Source organism: Marichromatium gracile, from assembly GCF_004343155.1.
Taxonomy (GTDB): domain Bacteria; phylum Pseudomonadota; class Gammaproteobacteria; order Chromatiales; family Chromatiaceae; genus Marichromatium; species Marichromatium gracile.
Genome location: NZ_SMDC01000003.1, coordinates 205,922 through 228,115 on the forward strand (window position 1 = coordinate 205,922; position 22,194 = coordinate 228,115).

The window sequence follows — 22,194 nt, forward strand, 5'->3', positions numbered from 1 at the left end:
GCCCGGGCGGCGAGATCAGTCGTCGTCGGCCGGGCCGCGGAACTGCTCGGACTCGTACCACATCACGTTGATGACCCCGAAGGCGAGCGCGAGCAGCACGCCGAGGATCCAGGAAAAGTACCACATGGATGCGATCCTCCCAGTATGACCCCGCCCGGCATCGGTGGGCGGGGTCGGCTGTAACGTGCGCGCGGTCGGACCGCGCGCGGTTGCTCAGTAGGCCAGGTGGTCCTGTGCCTCGATCTCCTCGACCGTCACCCGTCGCCACATCTTGGCGTAGGTCCAGGTGGTGTACATCAGGATCAGCGGGACGAAGATCACCGCCGCCCAGAACATCACCGTCAGGGTGAGGTGGCTGGAGACCGCGTCCCAGACGATCAGGCTGCTGTCGGGGTTGGTGCTCGAGGGCATGATGAAGGGGAACATCGCCGCACCGGCGGTGACGATGATCCCGGTCAGCCCCAGGCTGCTGGCCACCAGACCGAGCCCCGGCCGGTCACGCAACGACAGCAGCACCGCCAGCCCCAGTCCGGCGAACCCGAGTACCGGGAAGGCCAGCGTCCAGGGGTGGGCGCCATAGTTGGCCAGCCAGGCGTAGGGGACGATCTCGACATCCTTGGTCAGCGGATTGGGGGTGGCGTCGAGCGCCGGCATCGCGCTCACCCGATAGCCGTCGACCCCCAGCGTCAGCCACAGCCCGGCGAGGGCGAAGGCGATGATGGTGAACAGCCCGGCGAGCTTGACCATCCGCTTGGCGCGCCCGGCGATCGGCTCGGCGGTGCGCAGCTGCAGCCAGACCGCCCCGTGCATCACCAGCATCCCCAGGCTCACCAGTCCGGCGAGCAGGGCAAAGGGGTTGAGCAGGCCGAAGAAGCTGCCGGTGTAGTAGGGGCGCAGCAGGTTGTCGAGATGGAAGGGTACGCCCTGGAGCAGGTTGCCGAAGGCGATGCCGAACACCAGCGCCGGGACCGCGCCGCCGATGAACAACCCCCAGTCCCAGGCGTTGCGCCAGTGGGGGTTGGCGATCTTGCTGCGGTAGTCGAAGCCGACCGGGCGGAAGAACAGCGCGAACAGCGCCAGCAGCATGGCGAAGTAGAACCCCGAGAAGGCGGTCGCATAGACCAGCGGCCAGGCGGCGAAGATCGCGCCGCCGGCGGTGATCAGCCACACCTGGTTGCCGTCCCAGTGCGGGCCGACGGTGTTGATGATCACCCGCCGCTCGCTGTCGTTCTTGCCGAGGAAGGGCAGCAGGGCGCCGACGCCCATGTCCATGCCGTCGGTGACGGCAAAGCCGATGAACAGCACACCGACCAGCACCCACCAGATGAATTTCAGGACTTCGTAATCGAGAATCATGTCTGACCTCCGTCTCAGTCGCTCTGTTTCTGCGGGGCGGTGGCCGGCGTCATGCCCGCGCTCGGGTTGGCAAGACGTTCGTGGTGATAGCGCCCGGTGTGCAGCGAGCTCGGGCCGAGTCGCGCGAACTTGAACATCAGGAACATCTCGATCATGAACAGCAGGGTGTAGAACAGGATGAAGCCGGTGAGGCTGATCACCAGGTCGTTGACCGTCAGGCTTGAGGCGGCGATGCTGGTCGGCAGCACCTCACCGATGGCCCAGGGCTGACGACCGAACTCGGCGACGAACCAGCCGGTCTCGGCGGCGATCCAGGGCACCGGGATGCTATAGAGGAACAGCCGCAGCAGCCAGCGCTTCTCCTGGATCACCCGCTTGGCGTTGAAGTAGAAGCCGAGCACCAGCAGCAACAGCATCCACACCCCGGCCCCGACCATGACGCGGAAGCTCCAGAACAGCGGTGCGACCTCGGGGATCGAGTCCTTGACCGCGAGCTGGATCTGCGCCTCGGTGGCCTCGGCGGGGTTGTCGGTATAGGGCTTGAGCAGCAGTCCGTAGCCGAGATCGTCCTTGTGTTCCTCGAACACCGCGCGGTTGGCCGGGGTGTCCTCGCCGCCGCGCAGTCGTTCGAGGTACTCGTAGGCGATCATGCCGCTGCGGATGCGCACCTCGTGCTCGTGCATCAGGTCCTTGAGCCCCTCGACCTCCTGGTCGAGCGAGCGGGTGGCGATCAGCCCGAGCAGCCAGGGGATCTTCACCGCGTCGTGCGTCTCCTCGTCCTCGTTGCTCGGTCGACCGTAGAGGGTGAAGGCCGCCGGGGCCTCCTCGGTGTGCCACTCGGCCTCGATCGCCGCGAGCTTGACCTTCTGCACGTCGCCGACCTCGTAGCCCGACTCGTCACCGAGCAGGATCACCGACAGGATCGAGGCCAGGCCGAAGCCGACCGCGACCGAGAAGGAGCGCTTGGCGAAGGCCAGGTCGCGACCCTTGAGCATGTACCAGGCACTGATCCCGAGCACGAACATCGAGGCGGTGACATAGCCGGCGGCGACGGTGTGCACGAACTTGACCTGGGCGACCGGGTTGAGCACCACGTCCATGAAGTTGGTCATCTCCATGCGCATGGTCTCGTAGCTGAACTCGGCGCCGACCGGGTTCTGCATCCAGCCGTTGGCCACCAGGATCCACAGCGCCGAGAGGTTGGAGCCGAGCGCGGTGAGGAAGGTCACGGTGAGGTGCTGGCGCTTGGAGAGTCGCTCCCAGCCGAGGAAGAACAGGCCGATGAAGGTCGACTCGAGGAAGAAGGCCATCAGCCCCTCGATCGCCAGCGGTGCGCCGAAGACGTCGCCGACATAGTGGCTGTAGTAGGCCCAGTTGGTCCCGAACTGGAACTCCATGGTCAGACCGGTGGTGACGCCGAGGGCGAAGTTGATACCGAACAACTTGCCCCAGAACTTGGTCATGTCGCGATAGATCTCGCGACCGGTCATCACATAGACGCTCTCCATGATCACCAGGATCCAGGACAGACCCAGGGTCAGGGGGACGAACAGGAAGTGATACATCGCGGTGCTGGCGAACTGCCACCGCGAGAGTTCGATCATGGTACTGTCGAGCATAGGCGGGTCTCCAGAGGGAGCCGAAACATAGGGTGAAGCGACGACGTCGCTGCGCTGGATCGATGACGTGCCACCCTGATGGCGGCGGTGGCGCGCAAAATCCAGCGCCGGTGGCGCCTGAGGCCACAGGTTAGTGCGGGGAATATGCGAGAGGAATGACCTGCGGCAAGATCGAAGGGCAGGCGGATGTTAGCCGTTGGCTGCTTCAGTGGGGGCGGAGCGCTGCGTGAAGGGGTGTCTGGAGAGGTCTGCAGACTTCTTCATGCACTTGCTTTCGAAGGCTTTTTTGGTTGTTTTCGAAGTCTTCTAATGGGGTGTGCTCTGTCATCCAAGAGGGCGGTCGGCGGTCTTCCCCTCGTTTTCTTCATGGGATTGATGCCGCCCCGGTGCGGGGCGGCCGGGCGTGGTCGGCTCAGTGCTCGTGCGGGTGTGCCGCCGGGAGCAGCTTGCCGGCTGCGAGCATGGTCGCAGCTTCGATCGGGTCGGTGGCGCTGGTGGTGTGGACCACCACTCCCTGGCGCGACATGCGCTGCACGAAACCCTGTCCGGCGCCCTGGGTGAGCAGCGCATCGAGTCCGAGCGCGAACAGTGGGTGATCGTCGCCGTGGTAGTCGTGCAGCGACATGCCCGCGGGCAGATCGAGTCGCTCGACCTCGGTGGCACCCTCGGCGTTGGCCTCGAGGATGAGGAAGCGGCGGGTCTTGCCGGCGTGTCCGGTGATGGTGCGGAAGTTCTGGCTGGTGACGGCGATGCGCATGGTTCGGCTCCGATTGCAGGTCGTGGGCTGGGGGGCCTTGTCGCAGAGTCCACAGGCCCAGTCCTCCATGGCGGCGTTGGCCACCGGCATCGGCGCCTCCATGAAGGTGATGACGAAGCCCGCCTCGGTCTCGGCGATACCGATCGAGCGCGGGCGAACCGCCAGCACCTGCACGTCCGGCAACGAGATGCCGAAGCAGAAGATCAGGTTCTTGGCCGCGAGGATGCCCTCGCCGACATGGCCCTCGGGCAGTGCGCTGGTGTGGGCGTGGTGGTCGAACTCGGCGATGAAGCGCGCCGAGTCGTAGCGCTCGATACAGGCGCGAAAGTAGTCGCAGATGGCCTCGACCGAGTCGTAGCTGGTCTCTTCGCGACCGATCTCGAGACAATAGACCGGATACCGTTCCTGGTACAGGCTCTGTTTCATGCGCTCAAAAACTCCGTCGGTGGTCGCGCGCGTGTCTGGCCCTGCATCCGTGCGCGTCCGCCGGCGGGCAGCCGGCCCCGGTTGCGGGGAGCTCGGGCCGCGAGAGCGGAGGCTGTGGGTGTCGTGGCGCTCGGCTTCCAGAGCGGGCAGGGTAGGGCGCGGCCCCCGAGGGGGCATTGAAATCGGTCAACCGCGAGCCGGGGCGGACTCGGCTCAGTCCTCGGCGATACGGCGCAGGTTGGGGATGTCGAGCAGGAAGGTGTTGGGCGCGCTCTCGACCAGCAGGCTCTGACGCTTGAACTCGGCGATGGTGCGGCTGGCCGTCTCGGTGGTGACGCCGAGCATGGCACCCATGTCCTCGCGGCTGAACAGCTGGCACTCGCTGGTCTTGCGGTCACGTACCAGCCGCAGCAGCAGGCGCGAGACGCGCTGTCGGGCCGATCCGGTCGAGAGCTCGGTGAGCCAGGCGTCGGCCTCGCTCAGGGCGTGCTGCCAGCGCGCCATCAGCTCGCGGTGCAGCGCCGGGTTCTCGATCCCCAGCTCGCGCACCGCGCGCGCCGGGAAGCGGCAGACCTCGGTCGGCTGCAGGGCGACGGCGTCGTGGTGATAGCTCTCCTCGAGCAGCGCCTCGAGTCCGAGCACGTCGGTGGTGCGCACGATGCGCACGATGCGCTGGCTGCCGTCGGGGAGATACTGCACCAGCTTGAGCGCCCCGCTGCGGACCGTGAACATGAATCCGGCGCCGTCGCCGGCCTGATAGAGTGCGGTGCCTGGTTTCAGCGTGAACTGGTCGATCGGGTCGTGGATGCGCTCGAAGTCCGTCTCCTCGAGCCCGGCGAACAGTACCGAGGCTCGCAGCGAGCAGTTCAGGCAGTTTGCCTCTCCGGACCAGGCATCCCGAAGTGTGACGCTCTTCACCATCGGATCGGTATCAACTCCAGGGTGGGGCGCGGGTCGCGCGTGCGAATCAGGGATGAGAGTGTACCCCGTTTTCGTCTCGTGGGCGCAGCCTCACGCCCTGGTGGCTGCGGTGTCGGCTGTTGCGCGCCTTGTCCGCCCTCTCTAACCTCGGGGGTCTTCGATCGGCCGTGCCGACGCTCCCTTCCCGCAATCGCACCAGGATACCCGATGAGCCTACTCAGTCTCGATGATGTTTCCCTCTCCTATGGTCTGCCGCCGTTGCTCGACGGTGTCTCCTTCACCATCGAGCGGGGCGAGCGTGTCTGTCTGATCGGCCGCAATGGCGCCGGCAAGTCGACGCTGATGCGGATCGTCGCCGGCGAGGTCCAGCCCGATGGCGGTCAGCGCCGGGTGGGGCAGGGCATGCGCATCGCCAAGCTCGACCAGGAGCTGCCGGTCGGTCATGAGGCGAGCGTGTTCGAGGTGGTCGCCGGCGGGCTCGGCGAGCTCGGCGAGCTGGTGCGCGAGTACTTCACCTGTTCGCACGCCCTCGGCGCCGATGCCGGCGAGGACGAGCTGGCGCGCCTGGCACGGCTGCAGCAGCGGCTCGACGACGAGGGTGGCTGGGAGATCGAGCAGCGCACCGAGCGGGTCATCTCGCGTCTCGGGCTCGATCCGCAGGGGCGTTTCGAGGCGCTCTCCGGCGGTCAGCAGCGCCGCGTGCTGCTGGCCCGCGCCCTGGTTACCGAGCCCGACCTGTTGCTGCTCGACGAGCCGACCAACCATCTCGACATCGACTCGATCGACTGGCTCGAGTCCTTCCTCGTCGACTTCCAGGGGGCGTTGCTGTTCATCACCCACGACCGCCGCTTCCTGCAGCGTCTCGCCACCCGCATCCTCGAGCTCGATCGCGGCAAGCTCACCGACTGGCCGGGCGACTACGACAACTATCTGCGCCGGCGCGAGGAGCGGCTCCACGCCGAGGCCCAGGCCGCGGCCCAGTTCGATCGCCGGCTCGCCGAGGAGGAGCGCTGGATCCGTCAGGGCATCAAGGCCCGGCGCACCCGCAACGAGGGCCGGGTGCGCGCGCTCGAGGCGATGCGCGAGGCGCGCCGGGCGCGGCGCGAGCAGCAGGGGCAGGCGCGCATCCGCGTCGACGCCGGCGAGCGTTCGGGCAAGTTGGTGGTCGAGGCCGAGGGGCTCACCCACACCTGGGGCGAGAAGACGGTGATCCGCGACTTCTCCACCCTGATCCTGCGTGGCGACAAGGTCGGGGTGATCGGTCCCAACGGTGCCGGCAAGAGCACCCTGCTCAAGCTGCTGCTCGGCGCGCTCGAACCGCAGCAGGGGCGGGTGCGGCTGGGCACCAACCTTGAGGTCGCCTATTTCGATCAGCTGCGCGCCCAGCTCGACCCCGAGCGCAGCGTCCAGGACAACGTCGCCGAGGGCAGCGATCAGATCGAGGTCGAGGGCCGCAGCCTGCACGTACTCTCCTATCTCAAGGACTTCCTGTTCACCCCGGAGCGGGCGCGCCAGCCGGTCAAGGCGCTCTCCGGCGGCGAGCGCAATCGCCTGCTGCTGGCCAAGCTGTTCACCCGACCGGCCAACCTGCTGGTGCTCGACGAGCCGACCAACGATCTCGACGCCGAGACCCTGGAGCTGCTCGATGAGTTGCTGGTGAACTTCCAGGGCACCCTGCTGCTGGTCAGCCACGACCGCGCGCTGCTCGACAACGTGGTCACCAGCACCCTGGTGTTCGAGGGTGATGGGCGGATCGGCGAGTATGTCGGCGGTTATACCGACTGGCAGCGTCAGCAGGCGCGTCGCGAGGCCGAGGCGGCCGCCGCCGAGCGCGAACGCGCCCGCCCGGCCAAGACGGCGCCGGCGCCGCGGCCCAAGCGCGAGGGGGGCAAGCTCGGCTACAAGGAGACCCGCGAGCTGGCCGAGTTGCCGGCGCGGATCGAGTCGCTCGAGCAGGCCCAGGCCGAGCTGCACGCGCGCATGGCCGATCCCGCGTTCTATCGCGAAGCGGGCGAGGCGGTGGCGACGACACGCGCCGAACTCGAGGCGGTGGAGCGCGAGCTGGAGCAGGCCTTCGCCCGCTGGGAGGCGCTCGAGGCGCGGCGTGGTTGACGCCGACGCTGGTCAGCGCTGGACGGACTGACTACCATCGGGTGCAGATCCCGGTCGCCGCCGCCGGGCGCGAGGTTCGCCTCGCCGGCGCGCGGTGATCGTCCATCGCAGCATCCAGGAGCATTGTCCTTGAAGTTCACGGTCGAAGAATTCCGCGCTTGGCCCCACAAGTGCGTCACCCTGCTCGGCATGTCCGGTGTCGGCAAGACCCATCTGTCGGCGATGCTGCGCCGGCAGGACTGGTTCCACTATTCCGGCGACTATCGCATCGGCACCCGCTATCTCGACGAGCCGATCCTCGATCTGGTCAAGGCGCATGCGATGCGCGATCCCTTCCTGCGCGAGCTGCTGCGGCGCGACTGGATCTCGATGCGCAACAACATCAAGGTCACCGACCTGGGGCCGGTGATGAGCTTCGTCGGCAAGCTCGGCAACCCCGAGCGCGGCGGGCTCGGACTCGAGGAGTTCAGCCGCCGCCAGACGCTCTATCGTCAGGCCGAGATCGCCGCCATGCTCGATCTGCCCGAGTTCGTGCGCAAGGCGCAGGACATCTACAACTATCCCCATCTGGTCAACGATGTCGGCGGCAGCCTGTGCGAGCTCGACGAGCCGCGGGTGATCGATCTGCTGGCCGCGCACAGTCTGATCCTCTATATCCGTGTCCCCGAGGTCGACGAGATCAAGCTGATCGAGCGCGCCCAGGCCGACCCCAAGCCGCTCTATTACCGTCCCGACTTCCTCCGCGAGGCGGTCTCCGACTATCTCGCCGAGCGCGGTCTCGACTATGTCGCCGAGATCGAACCCGATGACTTCACCCGCTGGGTGTTCCCGCGTCTGTTCCACTCGCGGGTGCCGCGCTACGAGGCCATCGCTCGTCCCCACGGCTATACGGTCTCCTCGGAGGACGTCGCCCAGGTGCGCGACGAGCAAGACTTTCTGCAGTTGGTCGAATCGGCGATCGCCGCCCAGGCGGTGGCCGCCTGACCGAGAGGAGCCCTGATACGTCCATGCCCATCGTCGCCCACAACGATCTGCCCACCTTCAGCCGGTTGCGCGAGGAGGGGCAGACCATCCTCGAACCCAACCGCGCCTTGCAGCAGGACATCCGCGAGCTGCATATCGGGCTGTTGAACATGATGCCTGACCCGGCGCTGGCGGCCACCGAGCGGCAGTTCTTCCGGCTGATCGGTCAGAGCAACCAGATCGCCCAGTTCTACATCCATCCATTCACCCTCGACGGGCTCAGACGCAGCGACGAGGCCCGCGCCTATATCGAGCGCTATTACGAGTCGTTCGAGACCATTCGCGCCGAGGGGCTGGATGCGCTGATCATCACCGGCGCCAACGTCACCGGCCCGGAACTGGCCGACGAGCCGTTCTGGGAGCCGCTGATCGAGGTGGTGGAGTGGGCCAGCGAGTATGTCTGCTCGACCCTGTTCTCCTGTCTGGCGACCCATGCGGTGCTGCAGTTCGCCTATGGCCAGCGTCGTCGGCGTCTGGCGGAGAAGCGCTGGGGGGTCTATCCGCACCGGGTGTTCGATCGCTCCCACCCCCTGGTGAGCAACGTCAACACCTGTTTCGACGTGCCGCACTCGCGCTACAACGAGGTTTCGCGCGCCCAGTTCGAGGCCGCCGGCCTGCACGTGCTCGCCGAGAGCGCGGCCGGGGTGCATCTGGCGGTGAGCGCCGATGGGCTGCGTCAGGTCTTCTTCCAGGGCCATCCGGAGTACGACACCATCTCGCTGCTCAAGGAGTACAAGCGCGAGGTGCGTCTGTTCTTCGCCGCTCAGCGCGAGGAGTATCCGCCCTTCCCCGAGGCCTACTTCGGGCTGCAGGCGCGGGCCATCCTCGACGAGTATCGCGGTCGAGTGATCGCGGCCCGGGAGCGGGGGGAGGCGCTGCCGCCCTTCCCCGAGGCGCGAATCGTCGCCGGGCTCGACAACACCTGGCACGACACCGCCGAGGGCGTGCTCGGCAACTGGATGGGCCTGATCTATCAGGTCACCAACAGTGACCGCAAGCTCCCTTTCATGCCACATGTCGACCCGCACGACCCGCTCGCGCTGAGTTGGCATCGCGATGAGGCGACGCATCCGGGCTGATCCGGTCTCGCGCTCGGCGTCGTCGGCAGCCTTGTCGTCGGCGTCGTCGTCGTATCGTGTGTAGTGCGCGCGGCGTCACGCATCGCCGTCTTCATCGTTTCCCTGCTTCCCACGCTTCCCTTCACCCCCTCCCGCATCCTTCGCCATGACTGACGATGGTCGAGATGCTGCGCTTTCAAGTGGCTGTTTTGATTGGGTCGAGGCCGGCCTGCGCGGCCCTGTTCGTGTTGTCTTTGCCCCCTGAGTGTCGTGTTTTGTTGCGCCGAAGTTACACAAAAGGTCTTCGTGTTGTGAAAAATCCACGACTGCGGCAGGGGGATTGCTTGGGTGGTCTCTGTGCCGGGTTTTGTGAAGACAGCATCAGTTTTCAGGTTTATGGACATTTTGGCTCGATTGTGCTTGTTGACTGTTGCTTTTTTGTACTAGACTGAAGGTGTGAGATGGCGTTGATGATGCAGCACGGATGGTTTGTTGCTTATTTGCATCATTCCTGTCCTTACCAGGCCACAGGTACCGCGTCTCCCCTCGATCGCCCGCCCCTCAAATGCTCAACCGGACCAGGCCCGACAATGTTTGACGAAACTGAAAACAGCATCCGTTACAAGTGGAATCCACGCACCCAGACCGGCTACAAGCTGCGCTTCGATGCCGAGGGTGCCGCCAAGGGTGGTCACTGCTGCTATCACGTCGAAGACTGGAACTGCCACACCGTCACCAACGAGTGGCCGTGCGAGAACCTCGACGAGGCGCTGCAGGTGCTCAACCACTTCTTCTCGCTCGACCTCGAGCGCGAGCGCGAGCGACTCAGCTCCTGGCTGCCTCGCTACAACGCCGCCTGATCACAACCTGATGCCTGCCGGCGACGCATGGATGCGTCGTCGCCCCTTGCGGACGCCTCCGGCGTCCGTTTTCGTCTCCGCTTCCCCGCTTCCCCGCTTCCCCGCTTCCCCGCTTCAGCGTTTCCGTCTTCCTATCAGTGCCGACCATCAGGGCAGTGTTCATTTATATAAACAAAATGAATGGGCCAATCATTTAATAAAGTTTTTCATCGGCATCTTTGGGTTTGAAAGATAGACGACCGCAATATTAGAATGCGGTAAAACAAATCATCCCCCAAGGGTGTGCCGATGCAAGATCATCCCAGTCATTCGGATAGCGCGATCGGTCGGGTCGAGGTCAAGGAGACCACCTGCTATATGTGCGCCTGCCGTTGCGGTATTCGCGTGCACCTGCGTGATGGTGAGGTCCGCTATATCGACGGCAACCCGCGTCATCCGCTCAACAAGGGGGTGATCTGCGCCAAGGGCAGCTCGGGGATCATGAAGCAGTACTCCCCGGCGCGCCTGACCCGCCCGTTGCGCCGCAGACCCGGGGCCGAGCGTGGCGAGAGCGACTTCGAGGAGATCTCCTGGGACGAGGCGCTGGAGCTGCTCGAGACCCGCCTGCGCCGGCTGCGCGCCGAGGACCCCAAGCGCTTCGCGCTGTTCACCGGGCGCGACCAGATGCAGGCGCTCACCGGGATGTTCGCCAAGCAGTTCGGCACCCCCAACTATGCCGCCCACGGCGGCTTCTGCTCGGTCAACATGGCCGCCGGGCTGATCTACAGCATCGGTGGATCGTTCTGGGAGTTCGGCGGTCCGGACCTCGATCGCGCCAAGCTGTTCGTGATGATCGGCACCGCCGAGGATCATCACTCCAACCCGCTCAAGATCGCGATCTCCGAATTCAAGCGGCGTGGCGGTCGCTTCATCTCGATCAATCCGATCCGCACCGGTTATTCGGCGATCGCCGATGAATGGGTGCCGATCCGCCCGGGGACCGATGGCGCGCTGCTGCTCGCGATCAATCACGAGATCCTCGCGCGCGGGCTGTTCGATCGCGACTTCCTCATTCAATACACCAATGCCGCCGAGCTGGTGGTGAGCGACGAGGCGCACGACGAGGCCGGGCTGTTCTATCGCGTCGAGACCGAGGCCGCGCCCGACTGTTTCGATCCGCAGGACCGGTTGTGGTGGGATCGCGCGAGCGATGCCGCGGTGCGCGCCCGCACCCCCGGCGTCGAGCCGCGGCTGCTCGGTGCCTATACCCTGGAGGACGGCACCGCGGTCAAGCCCGCCTTCCAGCTGCTCAAGGACCGACTCGCCGACTACACCCCGGAGTGGGCCGCCGAGGTCACCGGCCTCCCCGCCGCAACCATCCGCCGGCTCGCCCACGAGATGGGCGTGACCGCGCGCGATCACCAGATCGAGCTGCCGATCCCCTGGACCGATTGCTGGGATCGCGAACACGCCTCGGTCACCGGCAACCCGGTGGCCTTCCACGCCATGCGCGGCATGGCGGCGCACTCCAACGGTTTCCAGGGCATCCGCGCGCTCGGCGTGCTGATGAGCCTGCTCGGCACCATCGACCGCCCCGGCGGCTTCCGTCACAAGGCGCCCTTCCCGCGCCCGATCCCGCCCTGTCCCAAGCCGCCGAACGACCCCGCGGCGGTGCGCCCGGATACCCCGCTCGACGGTCTGCCGCTGGGCTGGCCGGCCGACCCGGACGACCTCTTCGTCGATGACGAGGGCGAGGCGGTCCGGCTCGACAAGGCCTTCTCCTGGGAGTACCCGCTGGCGGTGCACGGGCTGATGCACAACGTCATCACCAACGCCTGGCGCGGCGACCCCTATCCGATCGACACCCTGGTGCTGTTCATGGCCAACATGGCCTGGAACTCGACGATGAACACCAGCGAGGTGCGACGGATGCTCGTCGACAAGGACGAGCAGGGCGATTACCGCATCCCCTTCCTGGCGGTCTGCGACACCTTCTCCTCCGAGACCGTCGCCTTCGCCGACCTGGTGCTGCCCGACACCAGCTATCTCGAGCGTCACGACGTGCTGTCGATGCTCGACCGGCCGATCTCCGAGTTCGACGGTCCGGTCGACGCGGTACGGGTGCCGGTGCTGCCGCCGAAGGGCGAGTGTCGCCCCTTCCAGGACGTGCTCATCGAGCTCGGCACCCGGCTCGGGCTGCCGGCCTTCGTCGACGGCGAGGGACGGCGCAAGTACCGCGACTACCCCGATTTCATCGTCAACTACGAGACCTCGCCCGGCTCCGGGATCGGCTTCCTCGCCGGCTGGCGCGGCGCCGAGGGCGATCAGGTGCTCAAGGGCGCGCCCAACCCCGAGCAGTGGGAGCGCTATGTCGAGCACGGCTGCGTCTTCCACCACCAGTTGCCGCCGAGCTACCAGTACATGCGCAACTGGAACAAGGGCTATCTGCACTGGGCGCGCGCCCACGGCATGATCCGCTATGCCGACCCGATCATCATCCATCTCTACTCCGAGGTGCTGCAGCGCTTCCGCCGCGCCGCCCAGGGCAAGGGCGAGGGGCGGCGTCCGCCGCCGCGGCTGCGCGAGCGCATCGCCACCTATTTCGATCCCTTGCCCTTCTACTACGCGCCGCTCGAGGACGGGCTGATCGACGCCGAGCGCTATCCGCTCAACGCCCTGACCCAGCGACCGATGGCGATGTACCACAGCTGGGACAGCCAGAACGCCTGGCTGCGCCAGATCCACAGCCACAACTATCTGTTCGTCAACCCACGGGTCGGCGCCGCCGAGGGTTTCGCCGACGGCGACTGGATCTGGGTGGAGTCGGCGCATGGTCGGGTGCGCTGCATGTGTCGCTTCTCCGAGGCCGTCGAGCCCGGCACGGTGTGGACCTGGAACGCCATCGGCAAGGCCGCCGGGGCCTGGGGCCTGGCGGCCAATGCCGACGAGTCGCGCAAGGGCTTTCTGCTCAACCACCTGATCGCCGAGGAGCTGCCCGAGCACGCCGCCGGGGCGCATCTCTCCAACGCCGATCCGGTGACCGGCCAGGCCGCCTGGTTCGATCTGCGGGTGCGGGTCTACAAGGCCGGTCCCAAGGAGCCTGCGATCACCGCGCCGCAGTTCGCGCCGATGCCGCGATTGCCCGGCCAGGAGCCGGGACGCGGTCGCTGGCAGGCCTATGTGGCCGGCATCTTCTCCAAGAAATGAGCCCCCGGCGACCGCATCGCGAGTGCCGGCGTCTGCGTCGCGCCGTCTCGTCGATCACTGGCCGCTGGTGGCAGGAGGCCCTCTGACATGCCCCAACTCGCCCTCGTCATCGATCTCAACGTCTGCGTCGGCTGTCATGCCTGTGTCACCTCCTGCAAGGAGTGGAACACCTCGGGCGCGGCCGGTCCGCTGGTCGACGAGCACCCCTACGACGGCTCGCCCACCGGTACCTTCTTCAACCGCGTCCAGACCTTCGAGGTCGGCACCTTCCCCGATACCGAGACCGTCCACTTCCCCAAGAGCTGTCTGCACTGCGAGGACCCGCCCTGCGTGCCGGTCTGCCCCACCGGGGCCTCCTACAAGCGCGCCGACAACGGTGTGGTGCTGGTCGACTACGACAAGTGCATCGGTTGCAAGTACTGCTCCTGGGCCTGCCCCTATGGCGCGCGCGAGCTCGACGCCCAGGAGCGGGTGATGAAGAAGTGCACCCTGTGCATCGACCGTATCACCGACGACAGCCTCCCCGAGCGCGATCGCCAGCCGGCCTGCGTGCTCGCCTGTCCGACCAGCGCGCGGCTGTTCGGCGACGTCCACGACCCCGACTCCGAGGTCTCGGTGGCAATCCGTGAGCGTGGCGGCTATGCGCTGATGGCCGAGTGGGGCACCAAGCCCGCCAACCACTACCTGCCACGCCACAAGACCCGGATGCACATCGCTCCCGAGGACCTCGAGCGGGTCGACAACCCGCTGCGTCGCGAGGATCTCACCGACTACACCGGCGAGGAGTCCGTCGACGACGTGGCCTGGTAAGGGCCGTTCCCGTCCACCGCAATCAGGAAGCCGCCCATGCATCCCGCCTTCTCCGTGATCCTGCTGACCACCCTGCTCGGCGCCGGCCAGGGGCTGTTCCTGGCGATGTTCACCGGACAGCTCTATGCCATCGCCCACTTCCTGCCGCTGCAGACCTCGGGCTTCTACGCCAGCGGCAGCCTGCTGGCGCTGTCGCTGCTGCTCGGCGGGTTGGCCGCCTCCTTCTTCCATCTCGGTCGTCCCGAACGCGCCTGGCGCGCGGCGAGCTGCTGGCGCACCTCCTGGCTCTCGCGCGAGGTGATCGTGCTGCCGCTGACCATGGGGCTGGTCGCGGCCTATGCGCTGACCCACCTGCTGGGCTGGACCGCGCCCTGGTTCCGGGTCGGCGCCCTGGCCGTCGACCTGTCGCTGATCCTCGGCGTGCTCGGCACCCTGGCGAGCCTGGCGCTGTTCGTCTGCACCGCGATGATCTATGCCGCGGTGCGCTTCCTCGAGGAGTGGCACTCGCCGTTGACGGTGAGCAACTTCCTGCTGCTCGGTAGCGCCTCGGGCTTCATGTTGGCGGCGGCCTATTCGGCCTGGCTCGGCAACCCGCTGGTCGGTTTCTTCGGCACCTGGGCGGTGATCCTCACCCTCGCCGCCGCGCTCTCGCGCGGCGCACACCTGTTGCGCAACGCCCGGCTCGAACACCGCAGCACGGTGCAGAGCGCCATCGGGGTACGTCACAGCGCCTTGCAGCAGAAGGCCCAGGGCGCCACCGGCGGCAGCTTCAACACCCGTGAGTTCTTCCACGGGCGCAGCGCCCGGACCCTGCGCTGGGTGCGTGCCTTCTTCCTGTTGACGGTGTTCCCGCTGCCGGTGGTGCTGATCGCCCTGGCCCATGCCGAGGTCTCGAGCACCCTGGCGCTGACGGCCTTCGCCGTCCAGTTCGTCGGGCTGCTGGCCGAACGCTGGTACTTCTTCGCCGAGGCCCGCCACCCGCAGAACCTCTACTACCAATCGGTGTCCTGACGGCTTGCGGGCAGCCGAGTCGTCAGCGACCAACTTCCAGTCGCCAGCGACTAGCCGCCAGCCGCCAGCCGCCAGCCGCCAGCCGCCAGCCGCCAGCCGCCGGTAGGACCTCTTACGCCCCGCTGACGCGCACACTAAGCCGCTACTGGTAGCTGGAGGCTGGAAGCTACCCGCTAGATCGGCACGAACAGTGGGTGTCCAGCCAGTTCGCCGCGGACCACCGGGACCCGGTAGGCCCGCTCGACCTGCTCCGGGGTGAGCGTCGCCATGTCGCCGGTGCGATGGCCGCCGTCGCCGTCGAGCAGCAGGAAGCGGTCGGCGAAGCGCAGCGCCAGGTTGAGGTCGTGGAGGACCACCAGGGTGACCAGATCACGTTCGCGCGCGGTGCGTCTGACCAGCGCCAGGACCTCCAGCCGGTTGGCGAGGTCGAGATGGTTGACCGGCTCGTCGAGCAGCAGCAGACGGGGGGCTTGCGCCAGGGCGCGCCCGATCAGCACCTTCTGCAGCTCGCCGCCACTGAGCTCGGTGCAGCGTCGGCCGGCGAGCGCGGCGAGCCCGAGGTGATCGAGGATGTCGTCGACCAGCGCGAGATCGCGCTCGCCGGTCTGCCAGCGCAGGTGCGGCACGCGCCCGAGCAGCACCGCCTCGTAGACGGTGACGGCGACCGGGCGCGACTGCTGGGGCAGATAGGCGATCTGGCGGGCGCGGGCGACGCGCTCGAGTCGGTCGAGCGGGGTGTCATCGAGCCGTACCCGCCCGCCCAGCGGCGGGTGGAGCTGGGCGAGGGTGCGGATCAGGGTCGACTTGCCGGCCCCGTTGGGCCCGAGTACCGCCAACAGCGCGCCGGCGGGTAGCTCCAGGTCGAGTCCCCGCAGCAGGGTGCGGCCGCCGTGGCCGATGCTGAGCGCCTCGATCCCGAGCATGGTCAGCGCTCCCCGCGGCGCAGCAACAGCGCCAGCAGCAAGGGTGCGCCGAGCATGGCGGTGACCGCGCCGACCGGCAGTACCACCGGGGCGATGATCAACCGTCCCAGGGTGTCGGCGCCGAGCAGTACGATGGCCCCGGCCAGGGCGGCGTAGGGGAGCAGATAGCGGTGGTCGACACCGATGATCAGCCGCACCAGGTGCGGCGCGATCAGCCCGACGAAGCCGATCACCCCGAGGAAGGCGGTGCTCACCGCCGCCAGGACCGCGCCGGCGGCCAGGACCGTCAGCCGTAGCCGCGCCACCGCCACGCCGAGCGCGCGGGCGCTGTCCTCACCCCAGGCCATGGCGTTGAGCTGCCAGCCGGTGCGGGTGAGCAGGACGAGCAGCGGCGCCAACACCAGGGCGAGCCAGCCGACCTCGCGCCAGCCGGCCTTGCCGAGGTCGCCGAAGGTCCAGAACAGGGTCGCCGCCGCCTGGGTGTCGCTGGCGAAGTACTGCACCAGCATGGTGCCGGCGCTGGAGAAGGCGCCGAGTGCGATCCCGGCCAGCACCAGCGCCTCGGGGCGCAGCTGGCGCAGCAGCGCGATCAGCAGGATGGCCGCGGCGGTGCAGAGACCGCCGACGAGTGCCGCGCCGACCACCAGATAGGGCTGCTCGATCACCACCGTCTCGGGTCCCAACCGATTGAGCTCGCCGGCGCCGAGCAGCACGATGGCGCAGGTCGCGCCGAAGGCCGCGCCCTGGGAGACCCCGAGTGTCATCGGCGAGGCCAGGGGGTTGCGCAATACGCTCTGCATCACCGCCCCGGCCAGCGCCAGGCTCATGCCGGCGAGCAACGCGGCGAGCAGCCGCGGTAGCCGGATCGACCAGATCACGTGTGCCGCGGGGTCGGGGGCGGCGGGTCCGGCGCGCAGCGCCGTCAGCACCTCGCCGGCCGTCAGTGGGTAGCTGCCCTGGCCGAGGGCATAGACCACCAGCGCCATCAGCCCGACTCCCAGCGACAGCCCGGCGAGCAGGCGCCTGCGGCGTTGGTGGCGGAAGCTCGCGCGTGGCGCCGGGCTCAGGACACTGGCGTCCATCGTCCCTGCTCCAGATCGAGTCGCCCCAGGCCATGGCCGTGCTCGGCCAGCGCCGGCATGATATCGGCACCGAGAAAGGTGCGCATGATGGCGCCGGCCCGCGCCCCGATGTCGATGTCCGCCAGCGCCTCGGGGTGGAGCACCTTGGCCATCATCCAGGCGTTGACCAGGGCGTTCTCGACATTGGTGTTGTAGGCGTTGAACGGCAGGGTCAGCCACACCTGTCCGGTACGGACCGCGCGCAAGCGGTGATAGAACCCAGGGTCCCTGGCGTATTCGGTGAGGATGCCGGCCAGCCCGCCGCCGTCGATGAAGAGCACCGGCGGGTCCCACAGCAGCAGTTGCTCGCGATCGAGGAAGAGATGTCCTGCCGGGCCCGCCCGGTCGGCGAGGTTCTGTGCCCCGGCCCAGCGCAGCGGCTGGTGACCGGCCTGGGTACTGGTGAGACCGTGGCTGCCCTGCATGCTGACGCCGCCGAGATAGGCGGCCACGGGGGGCGTGGCGCCGACGCGTCGGTGCAGCGCGTCCAGCTCGTCGGTGAGGGCGGCGACGAGCTGGGCGGCGCGCTGGCCGCGCCCCACCGCCTCGCCCAGGGCCTGGAGCGACCCAATCAGTTCGTCGATGCGGAGGATGCCGGTATCGCCATAGTCGAGCACCAGCAGCTCGACCCCGGCGCGTGCGCGCAGTGCCTGCAGCTGCTGATCGTCGAGGGCGGCGGCGGCGACCAGATCGGGGCGCAGCCGCAGCACCTGTTCGAGGTCGGGCATCCGCCCGGGACCGCCGGGGCCGATCGAGGGCAGGGCGTCGATCCCCGTCGGCAGGGCGTAGCGATAGCTGCTGGTGGTGAGCGCGCGTCGCTCGAAGTCCTCGACCCCGACCAGTCGATCGGCGACCGCCAGGTAGGTCAGCAGGCGTAGTGCGCCGGGGCCGATTGCCAGGAGTCGCTGACTGGGTGCGGCCCGTGCCGGAGACGGCGCGGGGGGGATGAGGGTGGCGGCGAGCAGGGCGAGAAGCTGGCGCCGGGTGCAGCGCGCGGCTGTGCCATGGTTGATGGTCCTCGTCCGGGCGCTGGTGGCGGGCGTGTCCGGCGTCCTGCGTGTCGGTTTCGTATCCATGTCTCGCTCCCTGGGGGCTCTCCATCGGACCGCTGTCGCTCGGGGACAGCGGTCGGCGTGACTCCGGGCATGATGGCGTCTGGCCGCGGTGCCCGGCAAGGTGTCTGCGCGCGGTCCGGTCGGTCTGGGCGCCCGTCCGGGGGTGATTGATCCCGCCTGCCGGCGGGCGTATCTTGGTCCAGCCGTCGTCGCGCGACGGCTTGTACGGCGCGCGTTCTCGGGCCTCGCGCCTGTTCGATCGTCCCACCGCGTCAGCCTAGCCGCATGAAACACCCCCAGTGTGACCAGATCGTGCTCGTCAGCGCCGACCTCGAGGCCAGGCGGGTACGTCTGACCCTGCGCGCGGCCCTGCTGGGGGTGGTGTTGAGTGCATTCTTCAGTTGGTTCGACTTCTGGGTCACCGGCTATCTGTTCCACGCCCTCGCCGAAGGGCTCTTCTGTGTCCTGCTGTCGTGGCTGGCCTGGGGGCTGTATTGCGGCCGCGGTCAACGCATCCTGCCGCTGCTCGGCGTGGTGCTCGCCGGGGTGTTGCTCGCGGCGCTGTCGATCACCGGTGAGGCCGGTGACGGGGTGTTGATCTGGGCGGCGCTGCTGCCGCCGCTGGCCTTCTTCGTGCTGGGGCTGTGGCTGGGGCTGGCGGTCTCGCTGGGATTCAGTGCGGTGCTGATGTCGATGCTGTGGCTGCGGATCGCGCTGGACCCCGGCTTCGGTCTGAACTGGCTGGCGATGGTCAATGGCGGCGGGGCCCTGCTGGCCTCGACCGTGATCTCAATGCTCTACGAGCACAGTCGTGCCCATACCGCGCGGCGCCTGGCCCATGCGGCCAACACCGATCCGCTCACCGGGGTGGCCAACCGGCGTGGCTTCCTCGCCGGTTTCGAGTGCCGGATGACGCTGGCGCAACGGTCGCGGACGCCGGTCTCGCTGCTGCTCTTCGACCTTGACCGGCTCAAGCAGCTCAATGACGAGCTGGGACATGCGGCGGGCGATGCCGCCATCCGTCACGTGGTGCGGGTGATCCAGGGGCTGGTGCGGCGCCAGGACCTGTTGGCGCGGCTCGGCGGTGATGAGTTCGCGCTGCTGTTGCCCGGCACCGATCTGGAGGGGGCTGCGACCCTCGCGCACAAGCTGCGCGAGACGCTGGCGCGTGCGCCGCTGGAGATGGCGGGATGCACCCGGGCGCTGACCCTGAGCATCGGGCTGGCCCAGGCCGAGCCGGGCGAGACCGACTACGACCGGCTCGCCTCGGTGGCCGACCGCTGTCTCTACCGCGCCAAGGAAGGGGGGCGCAATTGCGTGGTCGATCGCTGCTGAGGGCCGGCGCGTCGTGGCGCCAGCCCGGTGCGCGTCAACAACCGTATTCGCAGACCTGATAGCTGCTGACGGTACCGCCGCAGTTCTCGTAGCAGAGTCGGTACTCCTCATCGCACTGGCCGGTGTCGGCACCCTGGTTGCAGTAGCTGCTCGACGAGCACTTGCTGCGCTCGATGTCGCTCTTGGCCGTGGCCATGCAGGCGGTGTAGTTGATCATGGCGTTGCGCTCGCAATCGGCGCGGGCGTTGGCGGCGCGGTTCTCGGCCTGGTTGCGGCACATCGCGCGCATGCTCAGGCACTGGTTCAGGCACTGCTTGCCGGCGCTGTCGGCCGGGGGCATGTAGCTGTACTCGGTGCGATAGGACGGGCCACAGGCGACGAGCGCGATGGCGAGCGTGGCGAGGAAGACAAGGCGCTGCAGTGCGCGGGAGTGGATGGGCATGATCGATCCTTGAGCCGGAGTCCGGCAGTCGTTGAGTCCGTTTGATTCTAGCCAATTCTGTCCCCAATGCAGGTGCGCTGGCGCAGGTCGTGACGTCCTCATCGGTGCGCCGGGGCGAAGCGGTGGGTCAGGGCGCTCGGTCCGCTCGGCCACTGGCCCTTGAGCCGATTCTCGGCGCGTGCGCCGACGAAACCGAGATAGCCGTACTTGCCGTAGTGGGGCAGCTTGCGCGCCAGTGCCGGCAGCGCCTCGGCCCGCTCGGTACCGAGCCAGGCGAGCGGCTGTTCACCGCGCGCGGCGGTGAGCACGATGCTGTCGAGCCCGTCGAGACGTTGCGTCGGGGGCGCTGCGGTGGGGGCGGGGACGGCGTGCTCGAAGGTTGCGCGATGGCGGTTCTCCCAGCCGAGCAGCCAGATCGCGCCGTGCTCGGGCAGGGTGTCGAACGCGCTGTCGAGCGCCACCCGCCAGCCCGGATGTCCGCTGCGCCAGCGCTCGGCCAGCGCCCGATAGCCGTCGAGCAATGCTGTCGGTGCCCGTGCCGGCAGCAGGATCAGCCCTCGCTCGGCGCCGAACAGGTTGCCGAGTGCCACCGGGGTCTCGCCGGGCAGCAGGGTGCGGAAGACGTCGAATCCGGGGTCGACGGCGAGGGCGAGCGGGCGCTGGTCGAGCGCGATGCCGAACGCCTGGGTGCGCTCGGTGGTGTCGATCCAGACCGTGCGGCTGGTGTCGTCGGGCAGTGCGAGCCGCAGCGGCAGGTACAGCGGGAAGGGTGCGCCCGGCTGGGTCTGGCGGATCTCGCCGTGGACCTCTATCTGGCCGTCGTGTTGCTCGAGTCTGACCCCGTCGAGCGCCAGCGTCGGTGCCCCGGGTCGCTCGACCCAGGCGGCGAAGAAGTCGCCGAGGTCGGTGCCCGAGACCTGCTCGAAGGCGCGGCGCAACTCGGCGTAGCCGGCGGCGCGGAAACGGTTGTCGGCATAGAAGCGGCGCAGTCCGGCGCTGAAGGTCTCGTCGCCGAGGCGGCGGCGCAGCATGTGGAAGACCATCGCCCCCTTGCCGTAGCCGATCGCCTGGGAGCCGCCGTCGTGACGGGCGCGGAAGGCGCTGAGCGGGAAGTCCTCGCCGTGGTGGACGTGATCGGCGTAGGCCTTGAGCATCTCGCGCCGTGCCTCGACCCCGGTGCCGGCGCGCTCGCGCTGCCAGTAGTCGGCGAGATAATTGGTCAGGCCCTCGCTCCAGTTGCCCGAGTCGGCGTCGACATAGACCCCGTTGCCCCACCAGTTGTGGAGGATCTCGTGCGGGTAGGAGGTGTGGAGGATGAAGGGCAGACGGATCACCCGTGAGCCGAGCAGGGTGAAGGAGGGCATGCCGTAGCCGCTCTCCCAGAAGTTCTCGACCAGCGCGAACTTGGCGTAGGGGTAGGGGCCGATGCGCTCGCCATAGTCGCGCAGATAGGTGGCGGTGGCGTCGAGATAGCGTCGCGCGAGTGCGGGGTCGGGCGCGCGCAGATAGACCTGGGTGGCGATGCCCTCGCTGCTGTCGCGATAGAGGGTGAAGGGCGCGGCGACCAGATAGATCGACTCCTGCGGCTGCGTCTCGCGCCACTGTGAGCGACCCGACTCGGGCGCCGCGCCGGGGCCGCTGCCTTGGGAGACGGCGATCCAGCCCGCGGGCAGGGTGACATCGAGCGTGAAGCGCAGTCGCTGTCCGGGCAGCAGCGGGTACCAGCCGCTGGCCCCGGAGAGGAAGATGCCATCGCTGTCGATGGTGCCGAGCGACCACTGTCGGTCGCGTCCAACCCCCTCGATCTGGCGGCGCAGGCCGTGACGGATCTGGCCCCGGTAGTCGAGGGTGACCGGCCCGGTGCCGGCGTGCCGCAACCGATAGACGGCGAGGTGGCCGCGTCGCCCGACCGGGGTGAGGGTCGCCGTCTCGTCGCCGACGGTGGGCGTGAGCCCGGCGTCGAGCAGCACCAGGGTGTCCTCGAGCCCGGCGGGCAGGCGCAGCCGATCGCTCGCCTCCAGGGTGCCGGTGGCGGGGTCGATGTGCACCGCGAGCTGGTGCTCGACGAGCGGTGGCGGGGACGCGGCCTGGGCCGGGGTCAGACCGAGCAGCAGCAGGGTTGAAAGGATCAAGTGTCGCATCAGTATCCGGATCCTCGGCAGAATAGGGAGCGGGGCGG

The 22,194-nt window shown here is 68.0% G+C and carries 17 protein-coding genes and 1 pseudogene; 8 read left to right on the forward strand and 10 right to left on the reverse strand.

Annotated features, from left to right (window positions below):
* Nucleotides 1–15: 15 nt before the first annotated feature.
* The 5 genes and pseudogenes from cydX to EDC29_RS06580 all read right to left on the reverse strand — a co-directional run bounded on the left by cydX (nucleotide 16) and on the right by EDC29_RS06580 (nucleotide 5,079).
* Nucleotides 16–126, reverse strand: coding sequence for a cytochrome bd-I oxidase subunit CydX (gene cydX, locus EDC29_RS06555; RefSeq protein WP_082806015.1), 111 nt, complete (start codon nucleotides 124–126; stop codon nucleotides 16–18).
* Nucleotides 127–213: 87 nt separating this feature from the next.
* Complete coding sequence (cydB, locus tag EDC29_RS06560; protein WP_123139427.1) at nucleotides 214–1,356, reverse strand: cytochrome d ubiquinol oxidase subunit II; 1,143 nt, start codon at nucleotides 1,354–1,356, stop codon at nucleotides 214–216.
* Between the two features lie 14 nt (nucleotides 1,357–1,370).
* The gene (locus EDC29_RS06565) at nucleotides 1,371–2,975 is read right to left on the reverse strand and encodes a cytochrome ubiquinol oxidase subunit I (RefSeq protein WP_123139426.1); all 1,605 of its coding nucleotides are present in this window, start codon (nucleotides 2,973–2,975) and stop codon (nucleotides 1,371–1,373) included.
* 799 nt (nucleotides 2,976–3,774) lie between these two features.
* Nucleotides 3,775–4,158, reverse strand: a pseudogene (locus tag EDC29_RS06575) (DUF6858 family protein); the annotation flags it as partial.
* Between the two features lie 213 nt (nucleotides 4,159–4,371).
* Nucleotides 4,372–5,079: a Crp/Fnr family transcriptional regulator gene (locus tag EDC29_RS06580; RefSeq protein ID WP_123139425.1), complete on the reverse strand. Its 708-nt coding sequence runs from the start codon at nucleotides 5,077–5,079 to the stop codon at nucleotides 4,372–4,374.
* Between the two features lie 207 nt (nucleotides 5,080–5,286).
* Here EDC29_RS06580 and EDC29_RS06585 point away from each other — a divergent pair, with 207 nt between their 5' ends.
* The 7 genes from EDC29_RS06585 (at nucleotide 5,287) to soeC (ending at nucleotide 15,139) form a co-directional block, all read left to right on the forward strand.
* The gene (locus EDC29_RS06585) at nucleotides 5,287–7,191 is read left to right on the forward strand and encodes an ATP-binding cassette domain-containing protein (protein WP_132229069.1); all 1,905 of its coding nucleotides are present in this window, start codon (nucleotides 5,287–5,289) and stop codon (nucleotides 7,189–7,191) included.
* Nucleotides 7,192–7,320: 129 nt separating this feature from the next.
* On the forward strand, nucleotides 7,321–8,175 hold the full coding sequence (locus EDC29_RS06590; RefSeq protein ID WP_062273910.1) for a hypothetical protein: 855 nt from the start codon (nucleotides 7,321–7,323) through the stop codon (nucleotides 8,173–8,175).
* Nucleotides 8,176–8,198: 23 nt separating this feature from the next.
* Nucleotides 8,199–9,293, forward strand: coding sequence for a homoserine O-succinyltransferase MetA (gene metA, locus EDC29_RS06595; protein ID WP_123139422.1), 1,095 nt, complete (start codon nucleotides 8,199–8,201; stop codon nucleotides 9,291–9,293).
* Nucleotides 9,294–9,862: 569 nt separating this feature from the next.
* Complete coding sequence (locus EDC29_RS06600; protein WP_005224002.1) at nucleotides 9,863–10,132, forward strand: hypothetical protein; 270 nt, start codon at nucleotides 9,863–9,865, stop codon at nucleotides 10,130–10,132.
* Nucleotides 10,133–10,420: 288 nt separating this feature from the next.
* The gene (gene soeA / locus EDC29_RS06605) at nucleotides 10,421–13,318 is read left to right on the forward strand and encodes a sulfite dehydrogenase subunit SoeA (RefSeq protein ID WP_132229071.1); all 2,898 of its coding nucleotides are present in this window, start codon (nucleotides 10,421–10,423) and stop codon (nucleotides 13,316–13,318) included.
* Between the two features lie 87 nt (nucleotides 13,319–13,405).
* On the forward strand, nucleotides 13,406–14,128 hold the full coding sequence (gene soeB / locus EDC29_RS06610; protein WP_132229073.1) for a sulfite dehydrogenase subunit SoeB: 723 nt from the start codon (nucleotides 13,406–13,408) through the stop codon (nucleotides 14,126–14,128).
* Between the two features lie 36 nt (nucleotides 14,129–14,164).
* Entirely contained in the window at nucleotides 14,165–15,139 is a 975-nt protein-coding gene (gene soeC, locus EDC29_RS06615; RefSeq protein ID WP_132229075.1) for a sulfite dehydrogenase subunit SoeC, read from the forward strand.
* Nucleotides 15,140–15,312: 173 nt separating this feature from the next.
* Here the strand turns inward: soeC and EDC29_RS06620 are convergent, their stop codons facing one another.
* Genes EDC29_RS06620 through EDC29_RS06630 form a run of 3 tightly spaced genes read right to left on the reverse strand, consistent with a single transcriptional unit; the run spans nucleotide 15,313 to nucleotide 18,259 of the window.
* Nucleotides 15,313–16,062, reverse strand: a complete 750-nt coding sequence (locus EDC29_RS06620) for an ABC transporter ATP-binding protein (RefSeq protein ID WP_123142997.1) — start codon at nucleotides 16,060–16,062, stop codon at nucleotides 15,313–15,315.
* A gap of 2 nt (nucleotides 16,063–16,064) precedes the next feature.
* Nucleotides 16,065–17,144 (reverse strand): FecCD family ABC transporter permease, encoded by a 1,080-nt coding sequence (locus EDC29_RS06625; RefSeq protein WP_123142996.1) that lies wholly within the window; start codon nucleotides 17,142–17,144, stop codon nucleotides 16,065–16,067.
* On the reverse strand, nucleotides 17,126–18,259 hold the full coding sequence (locus EDC29_RS06630; RefSeq protein WP_132229077.1) for an ABC transporter substrate-binding protein: 1,134 nt from the start codon (nucleotides 18,257–18,259) through the stop codon (nucleotides 17,126–17,128). The genes EDC29_RS06625 and EDC29_RS06630 overlap by 19 nt, the downstream gene beginning before the upstream one ends.
* A gap of 264 nt (nucleotides 18,260–18,523) precedes the next feature.
* Between EDC29_RS06630 and EDC29_RS06635 the strand changes: the two genes are divergently transcribed.
* A complete protein-coding gene (locus EDC29_RS06635; RefSeq protein ID WP_123139415.1) occupies nucleotides 18,524–19,573 on the forward strand; it encodes a GGDEF domain-containing protein in 1,050 nt (349 codons plus the stop codon).
* 34 nt (nucleotides 19,574–19,607) lie between these two features.
* Here the strand turns inward: EDC29_RS06635 and EDC29_RS06640 are convergent, their stop codons facing one another.
* Both EDC29_RS06640 and EDC29_RS06645 read right to left on the reverse strand, forming a co-directional pair.
* Nucleotides 19,608–20,015, reverse strand: a complete 408-nt coding sequence (locus tag EDC29_RS06640; protein WP_123139414.1) for a hypothetical protein — start codon at nucleotides 20,013–20,015, stop codon at nucleotides 19,608–19,610.
* Between the two features lie 98 nt (nucleotides 20,016–20,113).
* On the reverse strand, nucleotides 20,114–22,156 hold the full coding sequence (locus EDC29_RS06645) for a M1 family metallopeptidase (RefSeq protein WP_132229079.1): 2,043 nt from the start codon (nucleotides 22,154–22,156) through the stop codon (nucleotides 20,114–20,116).
* Nucleotides 22,157–22,194 lie beyond the last annotated feature (38 nt).

Coding starts and splice junctions, on each gene's coding strand:
- cydX (WP_082806015.1), bottom strand. CDS start 126: ATGTGGTACTTTTCCTGGATCCTCGGCGTGCTGCTCGCGCTCGCCTTC.
- cydB (WP_123139427.1), bottom strand. CDS start 1,356: ATGATTCTCGATTACGAAGTCCTGAAATTCATCTGGTGGGTGCTGGTC.
- EDC29_RS06565 (WP_123139426.1), bottom strand. CDS start 2,975: ATGCTCGACAGTACCATGATCGAACTCTCGCGGTGGCAGTTCGCCAGC.
- EDC29_RS06580 (WP_123139425.1), bottom strand. CDS start 5,079: ATGGTGAAGAGCGTCACACTTCGGGATGCCTGGTCCGGAGAGGCAAAC.
- EDC29_RS06585 (WP_132229069.1), top strand. CDS start 5,287: ATGAGCCTACTCAGTCTCGATGATGTTTCCCTCTCCTATGGTCTGCCG.
- metA (WP_123139422.1), top strand. CDS start 8,199: ATGCCCATCGTCGCCCACAACGATCTGCCCACCTTCAGCCGGTTGCGC.
- EDC29_RS06600 (WP_005224002.1), top strand. CDS start 9,863: ATGTTTGACGAAACTGAAAACAGCATCCGTTACAAGTGGAATCCACGC.
- soeA (WP_132229071.1), top strand. CDS start 10,421: ATGCAAGATCATCCCAGTCATTCGGATAGCGCGATCGGTCGGGTCGAG.
- soeB (WP_132229073.1), top strand. CDS start 13,406: ATGCCCCAACTCGCCCTCGTCATCGATCTCAACGTCTGCGTCGGCTGT.
- soeC (WP_132229075.1), top strand. CDS start 14,165: ATGCATCCCGCCTTCTCCGTGATCCTGCTGACCACCCTGCTCGGCGCC.
- EDC29_RS06620 (WP_123142997.1), bottom strand. CDS start 16,062: ATGCTCGGGATCGAGGCGCTCAGCATCGGCCACGGCGGCCGCACCCTG.
- EDC29_RS06625 (WP_123142996.1), bottom strand. CDS start 17,144: ATGGACGCCAGTGTCCTGAGCCCGGCGCCACGCGCGAGCTTCCGCCAC.
- EDC29_RS06630 (WP_132229077.1), bottom strand. CDS start 18,259: ATGGATACGAAACCGACACGCAGGACGCCGGACACGCCCGCCACCAGC.
- EDC29_RS06635 (WP_123139415.1), top strand. CDS start 18,524: ATGAAACACCCCCAGTGTGACCAGATCGTGCTCGTCAGCGCCGACCTC.
- EDC29_RS06640 (WP_123139414.1), bottom strand. CDS start 20,015: ATGCCCATCCACTCCCGCGCACTGCAGCGCCTTGTCTTCCTCGCCACG.
- EDC29_RS06645 (WP_132229079.1), bottom strand. CDS start 22,156: ATGCGACACTTGATCCTTTCAACCCTGCTGCTGCTCGGTCTGACCCCG.